The organism is Tissierella sp. P1 (assembly GCF_002266425.1).
GTDB classification, from domain to species: Bacteria; Bacillota; Clostridia; order Tissierellales; family Tissierellaceae; genus Tissierella; species Tissierella carlieri.
Genome location: NZ_NPMN01000010.1, coordinates 1 through 17,957 on the forward strand (window position 1 = coordinate 1; position 17,957 = coordinate 17,957).

The 17,957-nt window shown below is 30.3% G+C and carries 20 protein-coding genes; 13 read left to right on the forward strand and 7 right to left on the reverse strand.

Annotated elements, in window-relative coordinates; translation table 11 throughout:
- Both CIW83_RS08605 and CIW83_RS08610 read right to left on the reverse strand, forming a co-directional pair.
- A partial coding sequence (locus CIW83_RS08605; RefSeq protein ID WP_369819385.1) for an ABC transporter permease occupies window positions 1-441 on the reverse strand: 441 nt, incomplete at its 3' end.
- Window positions 434-1,213, reverse strand: coding sequence for an ABC transporter ATP-binding protein (locus CIW83_RS08610; RefSeq protein ID WP_094900439.1), 780 nt, complete (start codon window positions 1,211-1,213; stop codon window positions 434-436). The genes CIW83_RS08610 and CIW83_RS08605, both read right to left, overlap by 8 nt.
- 143 nt (window positions 1,214-1,356) lie before the next feature.
- Between CIW83_RS08610 and CIW83_RS08615 the strand changes: the two genes are divergently transcribed.
- From CIW83_RS08615 to CIW83_RS08635, 5 genes are all read left to right on the forward strand, one after another.
- Complete coding sequence (locus CIW83_RS08615) at window positions 1,357-1,926, forward strand: thymidine kinase (RefSeq protein WP_094900440.1); 570 nt, start codon at window positions 1,357-1,359, stop codon at window positions 1,924-1,926.
- A 12-nt stretch (window positions 1,927-1,938) separates the two neighbouring features.
- Window positions 1,939-2,763 (forward strand): NAD(+) diphosphatase, encoded by an 825-nt coding sequence (nudC, locus tag CIW83_RS08620; protein WP_094900441.1) that lies wholly within the window; start codon window positions 1,939-1,941, stop codon window positions 2,761-2,763.
- A 340-nt stretch (window positions 2,764-3,103) separates the two neighbouring features.
- Window positions 3,104-4,732: a ribosomal protection-like ABC-F family protein gene (gene abc-f, locus CIW83_RS08625; protein WP_094900442.1), complete on the forward strand. Its 1,629-nt coding sequence runs from the start codon at window positions 3,104-3,106 to the stop codon at window positions 4,730-4,732.
- Window positions 4,733-4,928: 196 nt separating this feature from the next.
- The gene (locus CIW83_RS08630; RefSeq protein WP_094900443.1) at window positions 4,929-6,068 is read left to right on the forward strand and encodes a DUF4932 domain-containing protein; all 1,140 of its coding nucleotides are present in this window, start codon (window positions 4,929-4,931) and stop codon (window positions 6,066-6,068) included.
- 133 nt (window positions 6,069-6,201) lie between these two features.
- Window positions 6,202-6,903 (forward strand): fructose-bisphosphatase class III, encoded by a 702-nt coding sequence (locus CIW83_RS08635; RefSeq protein ID WP_094900444.1) that lies wholly within the window; start codon window positions 6,202-6,204, stop codon window positions 6,901-6,903.
- Between the two features lie 54 nt (window positions 6,904-6,957).
- Here the strand turns inward: CIW83_RS08635 and CIW83_RS08640 are convergent, their stop codons facing one another.
- From CIW83_RS08640 to rodA, 5 genes are all read right to left on the reverse strand, one after another.
- Window positions 6,958-8,187 (reverse strand): S41 family peptidase, encoded by a 1,230-nt coding sequence (locus CIW83_RS08640; protein ID WP_094900445.1) that lies wholly within the window; start codon window positions 8,185-8,187, stop codon window positions 6,958-6,960.
- Between the two features lie 94 nt (window positions 8,188-8,281).
- Window positions 8,282-9,358 (reverse strand): DUF4097 family beta strand repeat-containing protein, encoded by a 1,077-nt coding sequence (locus CIW83_RS08645; RefSeq protein WP_094900446.1) that lies wholly within the window; start codon window positions 9,356-9,358, stop codon window positions 8,282-8,284.
- Window positions 9,359-9,370: 12 nt separating this feature from the next.
- The gene (locus tag CIW83_RS08650) at window positions 9,371-9,940 is read right to left on the reverse strand and encodes a DUF1700 domain-containing protein (protein WP_094900447.1); all 570 of its coding nucleotides are present in this window, start codon (window positions 9,938-9,940) and stop codon (window positions 9,371-9,373) included.
- Complete coding sequence (locus tag CIW83_RS08655) at window positions 9,937-10,254, reverse strand: PadR family transcriptional regulator (RefSeq protein WP_094900448.1); 318 nt, start codon at window positions 10,252-10,254, stop codon at window positions 9,937-9,939. The genes CIW83_RS08650 and CIW83_RS08655 overlap by 4 nt, the downstream gene beginning before the upstream one ends.
- 142 nt (window positions 10,255-10,396) lie before the next feature.
- Window positions 10,397-11,503 (reverse strand): rod shape-determining protein RodA, encoded by a 1,107-nt coding sequence (gene rodA, locus CIW83_RS08660; protein WP_094900449.1) that lies wholly within the window; start codon window positions 11,501-11,503, stop codon window positions 10,397-10,399.
- 152 nt (window positions 11,504-11,655) lie between these two features.
- On the opposite strand from rodA, the gene CIW83_RS08665 reads away from it, so the two are divergent.
- The 8 genes from CIW83_RS08665 to CIW83_RS08690 all read left to right on the forward strand — a co-directional run bounded on the left by CIW83_RS08665 (window position 11,656) and on the right by CIW83_RS08690 (window position 17,944).
- Entirely contained in the window at window positions 11,656-12,486 is an 831-nt protein-coding gene (locus CIW83_RS08665; RefSeq protein ID WP_094900450.1) for a deoxyribonuclease IV, read from the forward strand.
- Window positions 12,483-13,514 carry a tRNA epoxyqueuosine(34) reductase QueG gene (gene queG, locus CIW83_RS08670; protein ID WP_094900451.1) on the forward strand — a complete coding sequence of 344 codons (1,032 nt, stop codon included), beginning with the start codon at window positions 12,483-12,485 and terminating at the stop codon, window positions 13,512-13,514. Before CIW83_RS08665 ends, queG begins: the two co-directional genes overlap by 4 nt.
- A 62-nt stretch (window positions 13,515-13,576) precedes the next feature.
- A complete protein-coding gene (locus CIW83_RS23670; RefSeq protein WP_235601271.1) occupies window positions 13,577-13,828 on the forward strand; it encodes a hypothetical protein in 252 nt (83 codons plus the stop codon).
- The gene (locus CIW83_RS24310) at window positions 13,795-14,163 is read left to right on the forward strand and encodes an aminotransferase class I/II-fold pyridoxal phosphate-dependent enzyme (RefSeq protein WP_255374321.1); all 369 of its coding nucleotides are present in this window, start codon (window positions 13,795-13,797) and stop codon (window positions 14,161-14,163) included. Before CIW83_RS23670 ends, CIW83_RS24310 begins: the two co-directional genes overlap by 34 nt.
- 26 nt (window positions 14,164-14,189) lie before the next feature.
- On the forward strand, window positions 14,190-14,768 hold the full coding sequence (locus CIW83_RS24315; protein WP_255374322.1) for an aminotransferase class I/II-fold pyridoxal phosphate-dependent enzyme: 579 nt from the start codon (window positions 14,190-14,192) through the stop codon (window positions 14,766-14,768).
- Window positions 14,769-15,023: 255 nt separating this feature from the next.
- Window positions 15,024-15,305 carry a DUF503 domain-containing protein gene (locus CIW83_RS08680; protein ID WP_094900452.1) on the forward strand — a complete coding sequence of 94 codons (282 nt, stop codon included), beginning with the start codon at window positions 15,024-15,026 and terminating at the stop codon, window positions 15,303-15,305.
- Window positions 15,306-15,313: 8 nt separating this feature from the next.
- Window positions 15,314-15,964, forward strand: coding sequence for an endonuclease III (gene nth, locus CIW83_RS08685; RefSeq protein ID WP_094900453.1), 651 nt, complete (start codon window positions 15,314-15,316; stop codon window positions 15,962-15,964).
- 15 nt (window positions 15,965-15,979) lie between these two features.
- A complete protein-coding gene (locus CIW83_RS08690; RefSeq protein WP_235601272.1) occupies window positions 15,980-17,944 on the forward strand; it encodes a cell division protein FtsA in 1,965 nt (654 codons plus the stop codon).
- The last annotated feature ends 13 nt before the right edge of the window (window positions 17,945-17,957 follow it).

A 17,957-nucleotide genomic window follows, 5' to 3' on the forward strand; every position in this document is an offset into this window, starting at 1 on the left:
GGTAATAGCTGTGACAATAATACCAGAATAACCTGCTCCAACCCAAATAATTATAATAGGTGCCAAGGCAGTTTTAGGAAGACTATTTAGCATAACTAGATATGGATCTAATACTTTTGCCCAAAAATCTGACCACCAAAGCCCAACGGCAACAACCATGCCTAATAATGTGCCTCCCAAAAAGCCTACTATAGTTTCAAACACTGAAATTCCCACATGATAAAATAGATTTCCTTGCTTAGTATAATTTAAAAATAGTCTCCATATTTGCGATGGGTAACTGGTTAGAAAGGTATCTATCCATTTAAAGTGTGCAGCTATTTCCCATAAACAAAGAATTAAGACTAAAATACTTATTTGAGTTAATAATATATTTCTATTTTTCCTTTTTACACTAATTAGGTAATTCTCGTGCTCTTCAGAAATATTTTTATTAGACATGAACATCCAGCTCCTTCCATATTTTATTGAAATAGTGTCTAAACTCTGGAGCTTCTCTACACTTCAGCGGTGTTCTACATCCATCAGGACAAGTTAGATTTATATCAATTATTTCCTTAATATGTGCAGGTCTCTTTGAAAGAATAACTACCCTATCTGACAAACTAATGGCTTCAGCTATATCATGAGTTATCAATAGACAAGTTTTTTTCTCTCTTTTTAATATAATTCCAATTTCATCTGCTATGGCAAGTCTTGTCTGATAATCTAAAGCAGAAAAAGGTTCATCCAGAAGAAGTAAATCAGGCTCTAGTAAAAGAGTTCTAATAAGAGCAACTCTTTGTCTCATGCCTCCTGATAATTGGCTTGGATAACTATTGATAAAATCACCTAATCCATAATTTTCTAGCATTTCCTTTGCTGCTTTGTAATCTTCAGGAGTTAATTTACCTTGAATCTCCAGTCCAAGTATTACATTTTGCATAATAGTTCTCCACTCTAAGAGTTGATCTTTTTGAAACATATAACCGATATTTCTATTAGATTTAGTTACTTTCTTGCCATTTATCAGGACACTTCCGGTACTTGGCTGGATAAGCCCAGCTATTATTGAAAGTAAGGTAGATTTTCCACATCCACTTGGTCCAACTATTCCAACGATTTCTCCCTCTAATATATTTAAATCTATATTTTTAATAGCTACAGTTTCTCCCTCTAGGCTGTGGTAAGTCATTCCAATATTTTTAATTTCTACTATAATTTTCTCATCCATAGTATCCCTCCCAAAAGTAATATATAGTACTTTATTGTATTCTCAAGCAAAGGAATATGTGAGATTACAAAAAAATATTAATTTTGTAGAAAGTAAGAAAAGATGATATAATATTGCAGTAATAATCTTAAGGGGGAATTATTTTGCATCAGTACAAAGGAAAATTGATTATACATACAGGATCTATGTTTTCTGGCAAAACTTCTAGTCTAGAAAAGGACATAAAAAGATTCAATATAGCAGGATATAAAACTGTAGCTTTCAAGCCGGCAGTAGACACTAGATATCCTAAATCTGAAATAAGAACGCATGATAATACAACATTAAATGCAGTAATGGTAAACAATATATCTGAAATATATGAATACTGCAGGATTCACAATCCAGATGTTATAGCTATAGATGAGGTACAATTTTTAGGTGGTAAAATAGAAGATATAGTGAAAGCTATCACTAAGTTTCTAGAAAAGGATGTAACAGTTGTATTAGCAGGTCTGGATATGGATTTTAGCGGACAGGCATTTGAAATAGTAAAGGAATTAATGCCTATGGCAGATTATCTATATAAACATCATGCAGTATGTGCTAAATGTGGAACAGATGCTTGGGTGAGTCATAGAAAGACTAAAGCACAAGAAAGAATAGTTATAGGAGCAACAGATGAATATGAGCCTCTTTGCAGAAAATGCTTCCTAGAAGAACAAAATGATTAGGTGAGAGAAGATATGGAAAGATATATAAAATTTGAACCTTCAAAACAGCCACTATATGATGAATATAATAAGGATTATATGTATTTATTTAATGAAGACAGACTTATGGTAGAAGTTAAGGATGGAGAGTATACTATACCTAATAGAGAAGGCTTAGAGAGATTTAAACCACATATAAACTATCTACAGTGTTTAGGTGCTTATAATGGAATAAATTGTTACTGTGGCGAAATAGAAGAACTTACAGCAGATAATTATAAGTTTATAGATTTGAGGGCATACTCGAAAAATATAAGTCACGACGATTTTTTAATATCAGCCAAAGCACTACTTTTACTAGATTATGTGAGGACTAATCAAAGATGTGGAATTTGTGGTTCTAAGATGATTATGAAAGTTAGTGGAAATGATAGAGCTATGATCTGCACAAACTGTGATCATATGGTATGGCCTAAAACGGCACCTGCAATAATCGTAGCAATTACCAAAGAAGATAAACTACTATTAGCACATAATAAAATGTTTCCAGAGGGAATGTATAGCATATTAGCAGGGTTTGTTGAGATGGGAGAGACATTCGAGGATTGTGTAAAGAGAGAAGTATTCGAAGAAACGGGAATAAAAGTGCATAATATAAAATACTTTGGTTCACAACCTTGGCCATTTCCAAATTCAATGATGATAGGATTTACAGCAGAATATCTTGAAGGTGAGATAAAGGTAGATAATGATGAAATAGTTGATGCAAAATGGTTTTCAAAAGAGGAAATACCAGGAAAATATAGGAAATCTATTAGCATTAGCACAGAATTAATAGAGTGGTTTTTGAATAGGTAAGCTAGAAGGAGACAGAGTACATTTCTTCTGTCCTTTTGATGATTTTGTTGATTTCTTATTGAAAAACTAGATAAGCTATGGTATCATTTAATTAATTAAAATAATATAAAAGGATGGAAATTGCAATAATGAGAATATAATTCACTTAATTTAAAGGAACAATTTGAGCTTAGAAAAATAATACCTATTTGATAGGTTTGTTTTTGGTGTAAAAATGTTCTGAAGTGGATTATTAATCGTTTATTATTTATTTAAATTAACCATGCTATTTGGTTGGTTTATTCCTTTTTGTAATAATAAAAGATATTTAGTCCCTTCAGATTTTAGGAGGGATTTTTTTATGTTGATTTTAGATATTAATAATTTAAAAAAATATTATGGATATAGGCTTATATTAGATATTAAAGATTTAAAAGTATATTCAGGTGATAAAATAGGTTTAGTTGGGCTAAACGGATCTGGAAAAACCACATTACTAAACTTAATTTCAAAAGAAATCAATCCTGAGGAAGGAACAATTAGGACCACCATGGAACCATTCTATATTAAACAGCTAGAAGACAGCCCTAATAAAGAAGTAGATAAGGAGTATATGAGTAAATTTGGGCTAAAAGATAAAAATGAGCAATTTATGAGTGGTGGAGAATTGACTAGATTAAAAATTGCTAAGTTCTTGACTGATGATAGAAAATTTCTTCTTGCAGATGAGCCAACTTCCAATCTTGATTTTGAAGGAATAAATTTATTAATAGAAAAATTATCTAAATTTGATGGAAGTATGATTATCACTTCTCATGATAGAGATTTACTAGATAAAGTATGCAATAAGATAATAGAAATCGAGGATGGAAAAATTAAAATATATGAGGGCAATTATTCTGACTATAAAGCTCAAAAAGAACTAGAGAAAAAGACTCAAGAACTAGAGTATGAGAAATATATTAGAGAAAAGGAGAGATTGCAGAAGGCTCTAATTGATACAAAACAGAATTTGGAGAAAATTAGAACGACACCTAAAAGAATGGGAAACTCAGAAGCAAGACTCCATAAGATGGGGGGGCAGGTAAATAGGAAAAAACAAGATAATAAAGTTAAAGCAATAGCTAAAAGAATAGAAAAATTAGAAGTAAAAGATAAAGTGAAAGAACTAGAAAAAATAAATCTAGATATTAGAGGTAAAGAGATTTTTTCAAAAATAGTAATTGAAGGTAAGGATATTACTAAGGCTTTTGGAAAGAGAATATTATTCAAGAACTCAGATTTTCAAATATATAATAAATCCAAGGTAGGATTAATTGGTGATAATGGTACTGGAAAGACTACATTATTGAAAATGATACTAGAGAATGCACCTAATATTAATATCTCTAAGAAAGCCAATATAGGCTATTTTAGTCAAAATTTAAATATTCTAGATGAAAATAAAAGTATAATAGAAAATCTTCTTGAATTAAGTTGTCTAGAGCAAGAGGCAAGAGATATTTTAGCAAGATTTCTATTTAAGAGGGACGATGTATACAAAAAGGTTAGTGTGTTAAGTGGTGGAGAAAAAGTAAAAGTATCTTTGGCAAAAATACTATTGAATAATTTTAATATATTAATATTAGATGAGCCAACTAATTATTTGGATATATATTCAATTGAAGCGGTAGAAGAAGCTTTAATAGATTATGATGGTACATTATTATTTGTATCACATGATAGGAGATTAATTGAAAAAGTAGCAGATACAATAATGGTAATTGAGAATAATAAAATCAATACATTTCAAGGAACTTTCAATGAATATAATAATAAAGCTTTAGTTAATGATTCTAATGACAAAGATTTGCTCTATAGGAGGGCAATATTAGAAAATAAACTAAGTGAGGTAATAGGACTTCTTTCTATTTCCAAAAATGATGAAGAGAAGGAGAAGCTTGATTTAGAGTATCAAAAAATATTGAAGGAATTAAACGAAATTAAATAAAAGGAGACAGAGAAAAATATAGAAAATCTATTAGCATTAGTATAGAACTAGTAGAGTAGTTTATAAATAGGTAAAGACGGAATAAAATATTTCCGGTTTTTACCTATTTATTATTAATTAGGACCTTGTATTAGGTAGGATAGTATATAATATAGTCAACAATATTTAATAATATAAAAATACAGGGGGGATATTGGTGAATAGAAATTTTGTTGTTTCATTAATTTTATTGTTTATCTTAATTGTCATTATTGCAACTGGATGTAATCAAGCAAAAACTTGTATAGCTAGAGATATAAGCTTAATGGAAACAATAACTGAATCGAAAAATTCTATTAATGTTTCTGTTGATCCAAGAATAGAGCTTTTGTCTATTGTTCAAATTTTAAGTAATTATCCAGAAAAATTTCCAACGCTAATTACTAAAGAGAAATTTGATTACAAAGATAAAGTAATGGATTATTTTGGTGAGTTTAAAGAACATAAGGCAATAAAGACTTTAGAAGGAATGATGCCAGATTTTAGCTATGATGTACCTCCAGGACTGATGCTTTTTATGGATAAAAACTTTAATGTTAGAGAAGATGTTGAATTGACAGAATATATAATTGAGAGGGCTGATGGAAAAAATAATATAAATGAATTATTTGAATCTCTTAAAGAGTTTTGTATAGATACCAATTTTATTGATTTCTTCAATGATAATAGTAATTATTATAATAGAATAATTAATAGCACTCTTGAATTAATTCCTTCTGATTCTAATATTATCGAAGATTTAGAAGAATACTATGGAATGAAGCAGAAAAGTTATAATGTTGTATTAGTGTCTCTATATGGAAATGGAGCATTTGGACCTAACATTGACACTAAAGAAGATGATACAGAAATATATAGTGTTTTAGGTTGTATCGGGATTGATATGATGGACCTACCAATGTTTGGTGGTTGGAGTTTCTTTACTGGATTACAGCAACATGAATTTAGCCATTCATTTATCAATCCTATAACAGACAAAAATCATAATTTGGCTTATTCTTACGAAGAATTATTCATACCGATAAAAGGCAAAATGAGAAGTATGGCATATACTAATTGGAGCACTTGTCTAAATGAACATATAATTCGTGCACTAACGTCAAGATTTGCCTATCATGAAGATAATCTTGATGGAATTAGAGCTCTTGAAATGGAAAAAGAAACTGGTTTTATTTATGTTGAAGCCCTATTTAATAAACTAGAAGAATATGAAAATAATAGAGATAAATATTCTACAATAGAAGATTTTTATCCAGAGCTTCTAAAATCATTAGATGAATTTATGGATAAAAACTAAAAATTTAAAACCTACGAAAGTGAGTTTTTTATACGGAATAAGTTGTGTATTTAGTTTTAATTTCACCTCTTTATGTTATAATATTAATATTAACTAAGAGCGAATCTAAAACACCAAGGAGATGTAATAGGATATGAAATATGTAACTAGTGATATACACGGCAGATTAGATAGGTTAAAGAAACTTATTGAAACTATAGAGCTTCGAGAAAATGATATACTCTATATAATTGGAGATTTAGTAGATAGAGGGGAAAAGCCTATTGAAACTATCGAATTTGTCATGAATCATCCACAGATAGAAGTAATTATGGGAAACCATGATGAGATGATGCTCTATGCATTAAAGTATAAAGATGAGAAACAAATAGAAAGATGGGGGAGAAATGGATGTGAGCCTACTATAGAAGGCTTTTCCAAAAGAACTTTGGAGGAACAAGAAAATATATTATCTTATATAGAAGGGTTACCATATTTTAAGATAATAGATAACAAATATTTACTTATTCATGCTGGATTTGAACCTTCAAGATTATTTGAACATATGATAGACAAGCCTTTAAAAGATGCTTTGATTGAACAAAAAGATAGACTTGTTTGGGTAAGAGATGACTTTATAAAGAATAAAGCCTTAGATAATCTAATAACAGTATTTGGGCATTCTCCTAGAATATATATAGATAAGTTATTTGAAAGAGAGTCGAAGTTACCTTATGAAATTTGGATTGATAATGTTTATAATGATAAAATAGGTATCGATACGGGCAATTGCTATGAAGGTGGTAGAATGGCCTGCCTGAGGTTAGATGATCATGAGGTATTTTATATTGAATAGTAGCATACTCTATTTATATTGAAAAAACAAGAGTGCTGTTTAAGCACTCTTGTTTTAATCATTTATAACAAACTGTATCGTTTTATCATTCTCATAACTATATCCGATAGCAGAATCTACCTCTATATCAGGAGGAGTTTGTACTTCCTCATTTATAGTTCCGTCTCCATTTAAAGCTAATAGACTACTAAACCTTATTACTATACCACTATTAGGTAAAGAGAAGAACAATGGATCAATTCCAATCCCATCTCCACCAGTAGTTGTACCTACTAGAGTTGCAAGACCACTATCCTTACAGAAAGCAGCAAAACTTTCTGAAGAAGAATATACACCTTTATCTACCAATAAATATATTTTTCCATCAAAATCTATAGGGTTTTTTGGTTGTATAGTTCTGTTGGATATGTGATAATAATCAAAATCCATCTTTATTTCTTGAGGGAAATTTTCTAAGATATTTTTATCTAATTTTGATATTGGAGATTGTTTCATCCCTCTTGCTTTATAGAAAGGTTTTCCATAGTTACCCCTTGTGAAGATATAATTACCTACAGATATTTTTTCCTTGGTTAAAGGTTCTATAACATTTTTCATCCAATATAGATCATCGCCACCACTATTACCTCTAATGTCTATTATTAACTTATTATAATCTTTGACTTCTTCATAAAACTTTCTTATTTCTTTTCCGTCTTCTTCAACTCTTTCACCGTTCATTTGACTAATCTTCAAATAAGCTACCTCATCAGGTATAATAATGTCTGAATGAAAAGCAGGGGCATTAGAGCCAAAAAATCCTTGGCTTTTTATATTTTCAAATTCATCTTCGTTAAATCCATACCATTTTAGAACAGTTTTGTCTTTAAAGACTTTAGACCAAGGTTTGTTAGATTTTTTATATTTAGGATTTGTGTATACAGTATAATACCATTTAAAGCTTTCTTTATCTATCACATGGGTATGACCATTGTTTAAATCTTTTACTATAGCAGATATATTATTCATAAAGATTGTATCATTATTGGAGTTTTCAACCAATTTTATATACTTTTCTTTTTGTTCTAGCCAATTAATACCATTAACTCTTTCATTAACCTTTAAAAAAGGATAATTCTCTGAAATGATTTTATACAGATATTCAAAATCTTCTAATCTATCTTCCATAGATAATGTTGTAGAAGTATCTGTAGTATTTGCTTCTTTTGCACATCCAATTAGGCTACTAAATATTAGTGTAATTAACAAAGAATATACTAAAAACCTTTTGCTAGTAAACTTCAAAATTATCTCTCCCTTTTGAATCTATATATTTTATTCAGGGGAAGCTCATATGCAAATGAGTCCCCTTTATATGAATTTTCTTGTATTTCTATCTTTATCTGAATTCAACATCTCCAGATGAAGTACTAATATCAATAGATTTTTCCCCTGAACCTATTGTAGCTCTAAATCTGCCTTTTTCATTTTCTTTTATATTCATATCTACGGATGAACTGAAATCGCCAGAAGAAGCTGAGCCTTTTATATTATAACTGGCATCATCACTAAGGTTGATGGAAACATCGCCAGAACTAGTAGAGATTTTCATATTTCCACTTACTTTCTCATTACCTAAAGAAATATCTCCAGAACTGGAAGTTACACTGATTTCACCTATAAATTTATCTAATTCGATATCACCGGAAGAAGTAGATAATTTTAATGATTTTCCTTCTAAATTTTCTAATTCCAAATCACCAGAACTAGAGGAGATATTTATATCTTTTCCAATTAAATTCTTCATATAGATATCTCCAGAAGAAGTAGAAGTATTAAAATCATCTTTGAATGATTTAGGTACAAATACTTCTAGAACAACATCAGATTCTACAACTGAATAACTATTGACGTTTGATTCAAGTTTAATATTTAGCTTATTAGATATTTTTTCAACTTTTAAACTAGGTACTACATTAGTCCTCATTTTGCCATAATAACGAACACGAACATCGTCTCTATCCTCTGAAGTAACTTTAACATCTATAAAGGGAGAAGAGACAACTATATTATTTATTCCGTCTATTTCAGCTAATTTCTCTTCATCAATTGTTTCCCATTTTACATCTTTAGAATTCATTCCAAACCAACCCCAATTCCAATTGTTGTCAATATTAACTCTGGATTTACCATTTTCATTAAATTTTATCCCGTCCCATCCAATTCTGACTTCATCTCCGCCATCATCTACCTTTATTCCATTCCATCCTATAGATACATGTTCATTTCCATCCCTAATTTCGATTCCATCTGTACCTATCTTTACTATCCCATCCCTAGATCTAATATTTAATAAATTGCCAGACTTAGAACTTACAAAGCTATAATTATCATTATATCTTAGGGACAAAAAACCTACTCCAAGAGCAATTAAAGCAACAGCTACTAAAATTGGAACAAATTTTCTCATATTCATTTTTGAAACCTCCTATTTATTAATTGTTTCTACATTCCATTTAATATATTTCATTACAAGTTTATAAAATCCTTTTGTTAGATATACTGACAGTATTATTCCCAATGCGCCTAATGCAAGTAACCCTATACCGAATGATATAGAAGTAAGTATGTGAGGTGATGGTATTGGAGTAAAAATAGTAATTGGAAATCCAAATAAAATTACAATTCCACCGATTACACAACTAACAGAAACGCCATATAATCCAATTAATAAGGCTACTAGAGACATAAAAGGAGCAATTACTACCACTAGGTTAAATCCTATTAACAATAATGTGACCAACAGTTTTCTTGTAGTATCATTGGAGGAATCTGTATTATAACTATTTCTATTATAGTTGGGTCTATACATTGTTCTATAATTACTAGCTACTTCTCTAGGATCTCCTAATTCATTAGATATTTCTTCTTCTGATTTGCCTTTGGAAATACCTATATCAAAATGTTCATTATAGTCTGATAGAATATCTTCTAACTCATCTGTAGGTAAACCTTGTAAAGATATTCTTAATCTATCTAAATATTCTTTTTTACTCATGATAACTCACCCCTTAATATGCTATTTACTCCATCAATAAAACTCTGCCATTCTATTTCTAATTCCTCATAAACTTCCTCGCCTCTATCAGTCAATTTATAGTATTTTCTCGGAGGACCCTCTTGAGATTCCTCTAGATAAGTAGTTACATATCCTTCGGCTCTAAACTTTCTAAGTAAGGGATAGATAGTTCCCTCAGAAATATTTATATATTGTGAGATATGTTCAACCAACTCATAACCATAAAAGTCTTTTCTATCTAGCAAGGAAAGAACACAAAGCTCTAAGACACCTTTTTTAAATTGAATATTCATAAGCTTCTCTCCCTATTATTATATATTGACTATAGTATATCATATGCTACCTTTTAATACAAGGTACTAAAATAAAAAAATAATGATTAAATAGGCGATAAATATAAAGGATGAAAAAGACAGGAGAAACATCTCCTGCCAGCTAAAAACTTAATTCTTCTCTATGAACGCTTACGCTTAATATTATTCCTATACAAATCATATTAGATAATTGGAATGTACCACCATGACTGATAAATGGCAATGGGATTCCTGTTATAGGCATGAGACCCATAGTCATTCCAATATTTTCCCATATATGGAAGAGAAACATGGCTGTAAATCCTACTATCATTAAAGAACCGAACAAATCTTTAGATTTTCTAGCTATTAAAATAAATCTACTAAGTAATATAAAATATAGAAAAATAAGCCCAAGTCCTCCCATAAGCCCAAGTTCTTCTCCTATGACAGAAAATATAAAGTCTGTTTGTTTTTCAGGTATATAGTTAAATTGGGTCTGTGCGCCTTGAAATAAGCCTCTGCCAAAGATTTTGCCAGAACCAATAGCAATTTTGCCCTGATGGGCTTGGAGTCCCGAATCAGCTAAATCTCTCTCAGGGTCTAAGAAATTCAAAATACGATTTTTTTGATAATCACCAAGCTTAAACCATAGTAGAGGAAGACTAAATAGTCCAATTAAAAATGTATAGCCAATATATTTCCACTTGATTCCAGCAATAAATAACATTACAGCTATGAAAAAGATAAAAACCATAGCCGTACCGGCATCAGGCTGAAGAAGTATAAGAACAACTGGAGCAAAAGCGAAGGCCAATATTTTTAGCAAAGTGAAAGGATCATTTATATTTTCTTTATGATTATCTATAAATTTAGCTAAGGAAATAATTAAACCAATTTTTACAAATTCAGCAGGCTGAAAGGTTATAGGACCTACAGTAAGCCATGAGCGAGAACCCCAATCTTTATCACCCGTACCAAATACAAGAACGGCTATAAGTAAAATATTACATACTGCATAAATAGGTATATAAAGTTTCCCTAGAAACTCATAATCTAATAAGACTAATATAATAATGGCAACCAGTCCAATGATAGTAGCTATTCCTTGAGTCTTTACATATGACATAGTTTCTTTGCTTAGAGTTGCACTCTTTATCATAAGTAGACCATAGCCGCAAAGTAATAAAGTGGTTAAAAATAATATATAGTCAAATTTTTTATAAGCTTTCTTTTTAAAGTTGAACATTATACTACTTCCTTTCATCAGATAAGTTACCAGTAAAAACCAAAAATTCTCTATTTTCGCCTTAAATTCAATTATAACATATTTTATTCTTTTGAAATAGTTAAAAATAGGTGACAATATGGTATTATAATATATAAGAAAGGATGATTAGAATGTTAAATATTGGTTGCCATTTGTCTATTTCTAAAGGATTTTATAATGCAGCACTAGATGCAGTATCTATAGGGGCTAATACATTTCAATTTTTCACAAGAAATCCTAGAGGTGGTAAGGCAAAAGAAATTGATATGGAAGATATAAATAAACTTAAAGAGTTAATGATAGAGCATAAATTTGTACCACTTTTTGCTCATGGAGCTTACACTATGAATCTTGCTTCAGATAAGGAAGAAACTAGGGAATTTGCAAATATGATATTAAGGGATGATTTAGAAAGACTTAAGCTAATTCCAAATACCTATTATGTATTTCATCCAGGATCTCATGTAGGACAAGGGAGTGAAAAAGGTATAGAATTTATAGTAAACGCTCTCAATGAAGCAATAGATGAAGATAATGAGACAATAGTATTATTAGAAGGCATGTCAGGTAAAGGTACAGAAATAGGAAGAAATATGGAAGAGCTTAAATCTATAATAGATGGTGTGAAAAATAATAAAAATATTGGAATCTGCATAGATAGCTGCCATTTATATTCAGCTGGTTATGATATAGTCAATAACTTAGATGGGGTATTGGAAGAGATAGACAAAATAATTGGTATAGATAGATTAAAAGCAGTCCATCTTAATGATAGTAAGGTAGAGTTTGGATCTAATAAGGATAGACATGAAGTCATAGGAGAAGGCACTATTGGACTAGATGCAATAATAAATATAATCAATCACCCATTGTTAAGAAATTTGCCTTTTAATCTAGAGACACCAAATGAATTAGATGGCTATAAGAAGGAAATTGAAATGCTTAGAAGGGAATATAGATGAATTCATTAAATCAATATATAATTGATAAATCTAAGGAGTTAAATATAGATATCTGTGGTTTTACAGATTCATTACCATTAGATAAATTACAGGATTATCTTATCTATAGGGAAAAAATCAATATAAAAACTGAATTTGAGGAAAATGATATAGATAAAAGAATTGATCCTAAACTTACTATGCCTAATTGTAGATCTATTATAGTTGTAGGGCTTTCTTATAATGTAGATTATACTGAAAAGCCAGATTATCTATTAAAAGGAAAATTATCAAAATCTACTTATGGTATAGATTATCATAAAGTATTGAAACAAAAAATAGAGGAACTTATTCAAGAGATAAAAAAAGTTGTAGAATTTGAATATAAATATTTTGTAGACACTGGTCCCTTAATAGACCGAGAATTGGCAAAAAAAGCTGGCGTTGGATATTATGGGAAAAATTCTTCCATTATAAATGATGAATATGGATCATTTGTGTTTTTAGGTTATATATTAACTAATTTAGATCTAGAATTCAGCAAAGAAGCATCAAACAAATGCGGAGACTGTGATTTATGTCTAAGAGCATGCCCCACTGGTGCATTGGAAGGTCCTTATAAATTTAATCCTAAGAAATGTATATCATATCTAACTCAAACAAAGAATGATATACCTGTTTCCCTTCGGGAAAAAATGGGAATAAAAATATATGGATGTGATACCTGCCAATTAGTTTGTCCTAAAAATAAAGATATAAAAAAATCTAACCATAAAGAATTTATACCAGAGATAACTAGGGGGTATATGGATATAGAGGAACTGTTATCCATTTCTAATAGAGAGTTTAATAAAAAATATGGGGATATGGCTGGCAGTTGGAGAGGAAAGAACATACTAAAGAGAAATGCAATAATTGCCTTAGGTAATATGAAAAAAGAGGAAAATATACATCTTCTTATACCCATGCTAAAGGATTCTAACCCTATGATAAGAGAGTATGCAGAATGGGCAATAGTTAATATTTTTTTTAACAATTGTATCCACTAAATAATAAATATATGTTATAATAGAATTGTGTTACATATTAGAAAATTTAGGGAGGTCTTACTGTGTCTAATGTTCACGAATTAAGTTTTTTAAAAGAAAAAATTGAGGAATTAAAAAAAGATGGTGTTTATAGGACGTTGCCTGTACTAGGAACTCCAAGCCAAGCAGAGGTAATATTAAATGGAAAAAATGTTATAAATTTATCTTCAAATAACTATCTTGGATTTGCAAATCATCCTAGATTAAAAAGAGCTGCTATTGAAGCTGTTGAAAAATATGGTTGGCAGTCTCAGGTGCAGTTAGAACTATTATAGGAAATATGGACATTCATGAGAACTTAGAAGCCCTTATAGCTAAATTTAAAGGAGACGAGGCAGCATTCTTATATCAATCAGCTTTTAATTGTAATGCAGGTACTATTCAAGCAATAACAGAAGCAGGAGATATAATAATATCTGATGAATTAAATCATGCTTCAATAATAGATGGCTGTAGATTATCAAAGGCTTCAAAGGGTGTTTATAAGCACTCAGATATGGATAGCCTAGAAGCAGTATTAAAAGATGCTAGAGATAAATATAAGAATATCTTAATTATTACTGACGGTGTATTTAGTATGGATGGAGATATAGCAAAGCTCCTGAAATAGTTGAACTAGCAGAAAAATACGAAGCTATGACCTATGTAGATGACTCACATGGTTCAGGAGTATTAGGTAGAAGCGGAAGGGGTACTATTGACCATTTTGGATTACACGGTAGAGTAGATTTTGGAATGGGATGTCTTTCTAAGGCCATAGGTGTAATGGGAGGATATGTAGCTGGTTCCAAGACTGTATATGAATGGTTAAGTCATAGGGCAAGACCAGTATTATTCAGTACATCTTTACCACCAGCAGCTGTTGGAGCAATTACTGAGGCAATAACTATGCTGATGGAATCAACAGAATACACTGATAAGCTATGGGAGAATGCTAAATATTGGAAATCAAAGATTGGCAGTCTTGGATTTGACACAGGACATAGTGAAACTCCAATTACTCCAGTAATTATTGGAGATGAAGCAAAGACTATGGAATTCAGTAGAAAGCTACTTGAAAACGGAGTTTTCGTATCAGGTATTGTATTCCCAACAGTTCCAAGAGGAACAGGAAGAGTTAGATGTATGGTAACTGCGGAACACACAAAGGAACAGCTAGACAGAGCAGCAGCTGTATTTGAAAAAGTAGGAAAAGAAATGAATATATTAAAATAATTGAAAGGGAGAGATATTCTCCCTTTTTCTTTTATAATCCAATAAGAAAGTTCTTATTTATTTATTTTATTTAACTTAACTAGAACTTGCTATGACCCTAATGAGTTTTAAGCAGATTGCCGAAATCTTTGATTTCGTATAAGTCACTTATGCAATGGTCAAAAAAGGCCTCTTTAATATAATAGGTTTTTTATAGAAGATTTTTTTACATAGAATAAGATAAAGGGTAAAATATATACTATAGAGGTGATACTAGTGATAATAGGAGCTTGTAGGGTTAAACTACTAATATATGAATCAAATTCTCTGAAGGATAAAAGACATACTATAAAAAGCATAATAGGAAGGATACAATCAAGATTCAATGTTTCAATAGCAGAGATAGATTTAAATGATAGTTGGAGATCATCTATAATTGGATTTGCTTGTGTGACAAATGATACAAATCTTGCTAACCAAATTTTGTCAAATGTGATAAAATTTATAGATGAGGATGGTAGAGTGGAAATATTAGAATATCAAATAGAAATATTGTAGGTGAGAAAATGAAAAAGATGTTATCAAAAAAAGAAATAAAAATAGTCTTAGAAAAACTTATGGAAAGATTTCCAGATGCAAAGGCAGAATTAGATTTTACAAATTCATTTGAGCTCTTGATAGCAACAATTCTATCAGCGCAATGCACAGATGTTCAAGTGAATAAGACTACATCAACTTTATTTAAAGAGCTTAAAACACCAGAAGATTATATAAAATTATCTGAAGAAGAACTGGGAACAAGAATTAAATCCTGTGGATTTTATAAGACCAAGAGTAAGAATATCTTAGAGACATGCAAGCTTCTTATAGAAAATCATAATAGTCAAGTTCCAGATACTATGGAAAAGCTGACTACTTTACCAGGTGTAGGTAGAAAAACTGCTAATGTAGTCTTGTCTAATGCCTTTGATACTCCAGCAATTGCTGTTGATACTCATGTTTTTAGAGTAGCCAATAGAATAGGATTGGCTAATAGTGCCAATGTCCTAGATACAGAAAGAGATTTAATGGATAATATAGAAAGAGAGATGTGGTCAAAGGCTCATCATTTATTAATTTTTCATGGAAGAAGAATTTGTAAGGCTAGAAAACCCTTATGTGATATATGCCCAATAACTGATTATTGTTTTTATTATAAAAAAGAAGTTAAACAATAGGAAGAAGGTGGTATTGTGAGAGATGAATTAATATTTTCTTTAGACATTGGAACTAGAACTATTATAGGGATAGTAGGAGAATATACTGAAGACGAAAGATTTAAAGTGTTAGCTTATTCCATAAGGGAACATAAGAAAAGAAACATGTACGATGGTCAAATTCATGACATTGATGGAGTAGTAAAGTTAGTTAAGGAAATAGTATTAGAATTAGAAGAAAAGACAGGTGAAAGACTAAAGGTTGTATCCATAGCTGCTGCTGGTCGGGCTCTTAAGACTCATAAAATTAGGATAGAAAAACATATTGATGGCTTAAAAGAGATAACTAAATTTGATGTGGAGGCCCTAGAATTAGAGGCAATACAAAGGGCACAGGATGAAATAAATGAAGTAGAAATAAATAAGCACTTTAAATATTATAGTATAGGATATACTGTATCAGATTATTATTTAGATGAAGATAGAATTGAAAAGTTAGAAGGTCATAAGGGAGAGAGAATAGGCGTAGAACTTTTAGCCACATTCCTGCCTCAAATAGTTATAGAAAGCTTATATTCTGTAATTTCGAGGGTGGGGTTAGAGATAGGGAGTATTACTCTTGAGCCGATCGCTGCAATTAATGTAGCTATAAAGAAAGAGTTAAGACTTCTTAATTTAGCACTGATAGATATTGGTGCAGGGACATCAGATATTGCTATTACCAAAGATGGGCAAATTACTTCCTATGCTATGACTTCCACTGCAGGAGATGAAATAACTGAAAGACTAGCAAAGGCATATTTACTTGATTTTAATAGTAGTGAAAAGCTGAAAGTAAATCTAAGCAAAAAAGAAGAACATGAATTTGTAGATGTAGTAGGCATGCAATATAAATTAACTACTACTGAAATAGTAAATACCATAATAGATATAATTGAAAAGATTGCAGCAGAAGTATCAGAAAGAATACTTGAATTTAATGGAAAATCACCAAATGCAGTATTTTTAATTGGTGGAAGTAGTCAAATGCCTATGTTAAAAGAAAGCATTGCGGAAAAACTTGGATTACCAAAGGAAAGAGTTGCCATAAGAGATGCATCTATCATTGAAAATATAGAGGGGCTAGAAGAGGTTAATGGGCCGGATATGATAACACCTATAGGAATTGCAATAGAAGGCGCCCAAGATAAATATAAAAACTTTATAAAGGTAAATTTTAATGGCGAAGAAATTCGTATATTTAATACTGAAGACATAAAGGTGTCAGATGTTTTAATACTGACAGGATATAATCCCAGAGATTTGCTGCCAAAGAAATCTAATGATTTCATATATTATCTAAATGGAAAGAAGAGAATAATAAAAGGTAAAGAAGGGACTCAACCACAGATAATAGTAGATAAAGAACTTGCTAATTTAAAAACTAAACTTTATGATAAAGCTAATATAGAGATAATCTCTAGTGTAGTAGAACCTTTAGTTATTCCATATCTTTATGATGTAGTGCAAATGGACAAGTCAGTATATTTTGAAGAGAAAGAAATAAACCTTGTTAAAACTATCAAGATAAATGATGAAATAATAAACCATAATATTATTCTGAGTTCAGAAGTATATATTGAGGTTGAAGAAATAAAGACATTGGAAGAGTTAATACTAGAATATAAAAAAGACATATCTATAGATGAATTCTTGGTAAATGGAGCTAAAGTATTTCATACTTATCAATTGAAAAAGGGAGATGTTATTAAAAGAATAGTTGATATTAAAGAATATAATAATATAAGAGATAATGAAAAAAAGATTAAATTAGTAATAAATAATGAGGAAATGGAAATATACTATAAAAAGGATAAGTTTGTTTTTGTAGATATTTTCGACTATATAGATTTTGATTTATCTTCCTTAAGGGGAAAATTAATTCTGAAAGTAAATAATAGAGATGCAGAATACTTAGAAGAATTAAAGGACGGAGATAATATAAAAGTCTATTGGGAATAAAATATTAATACTC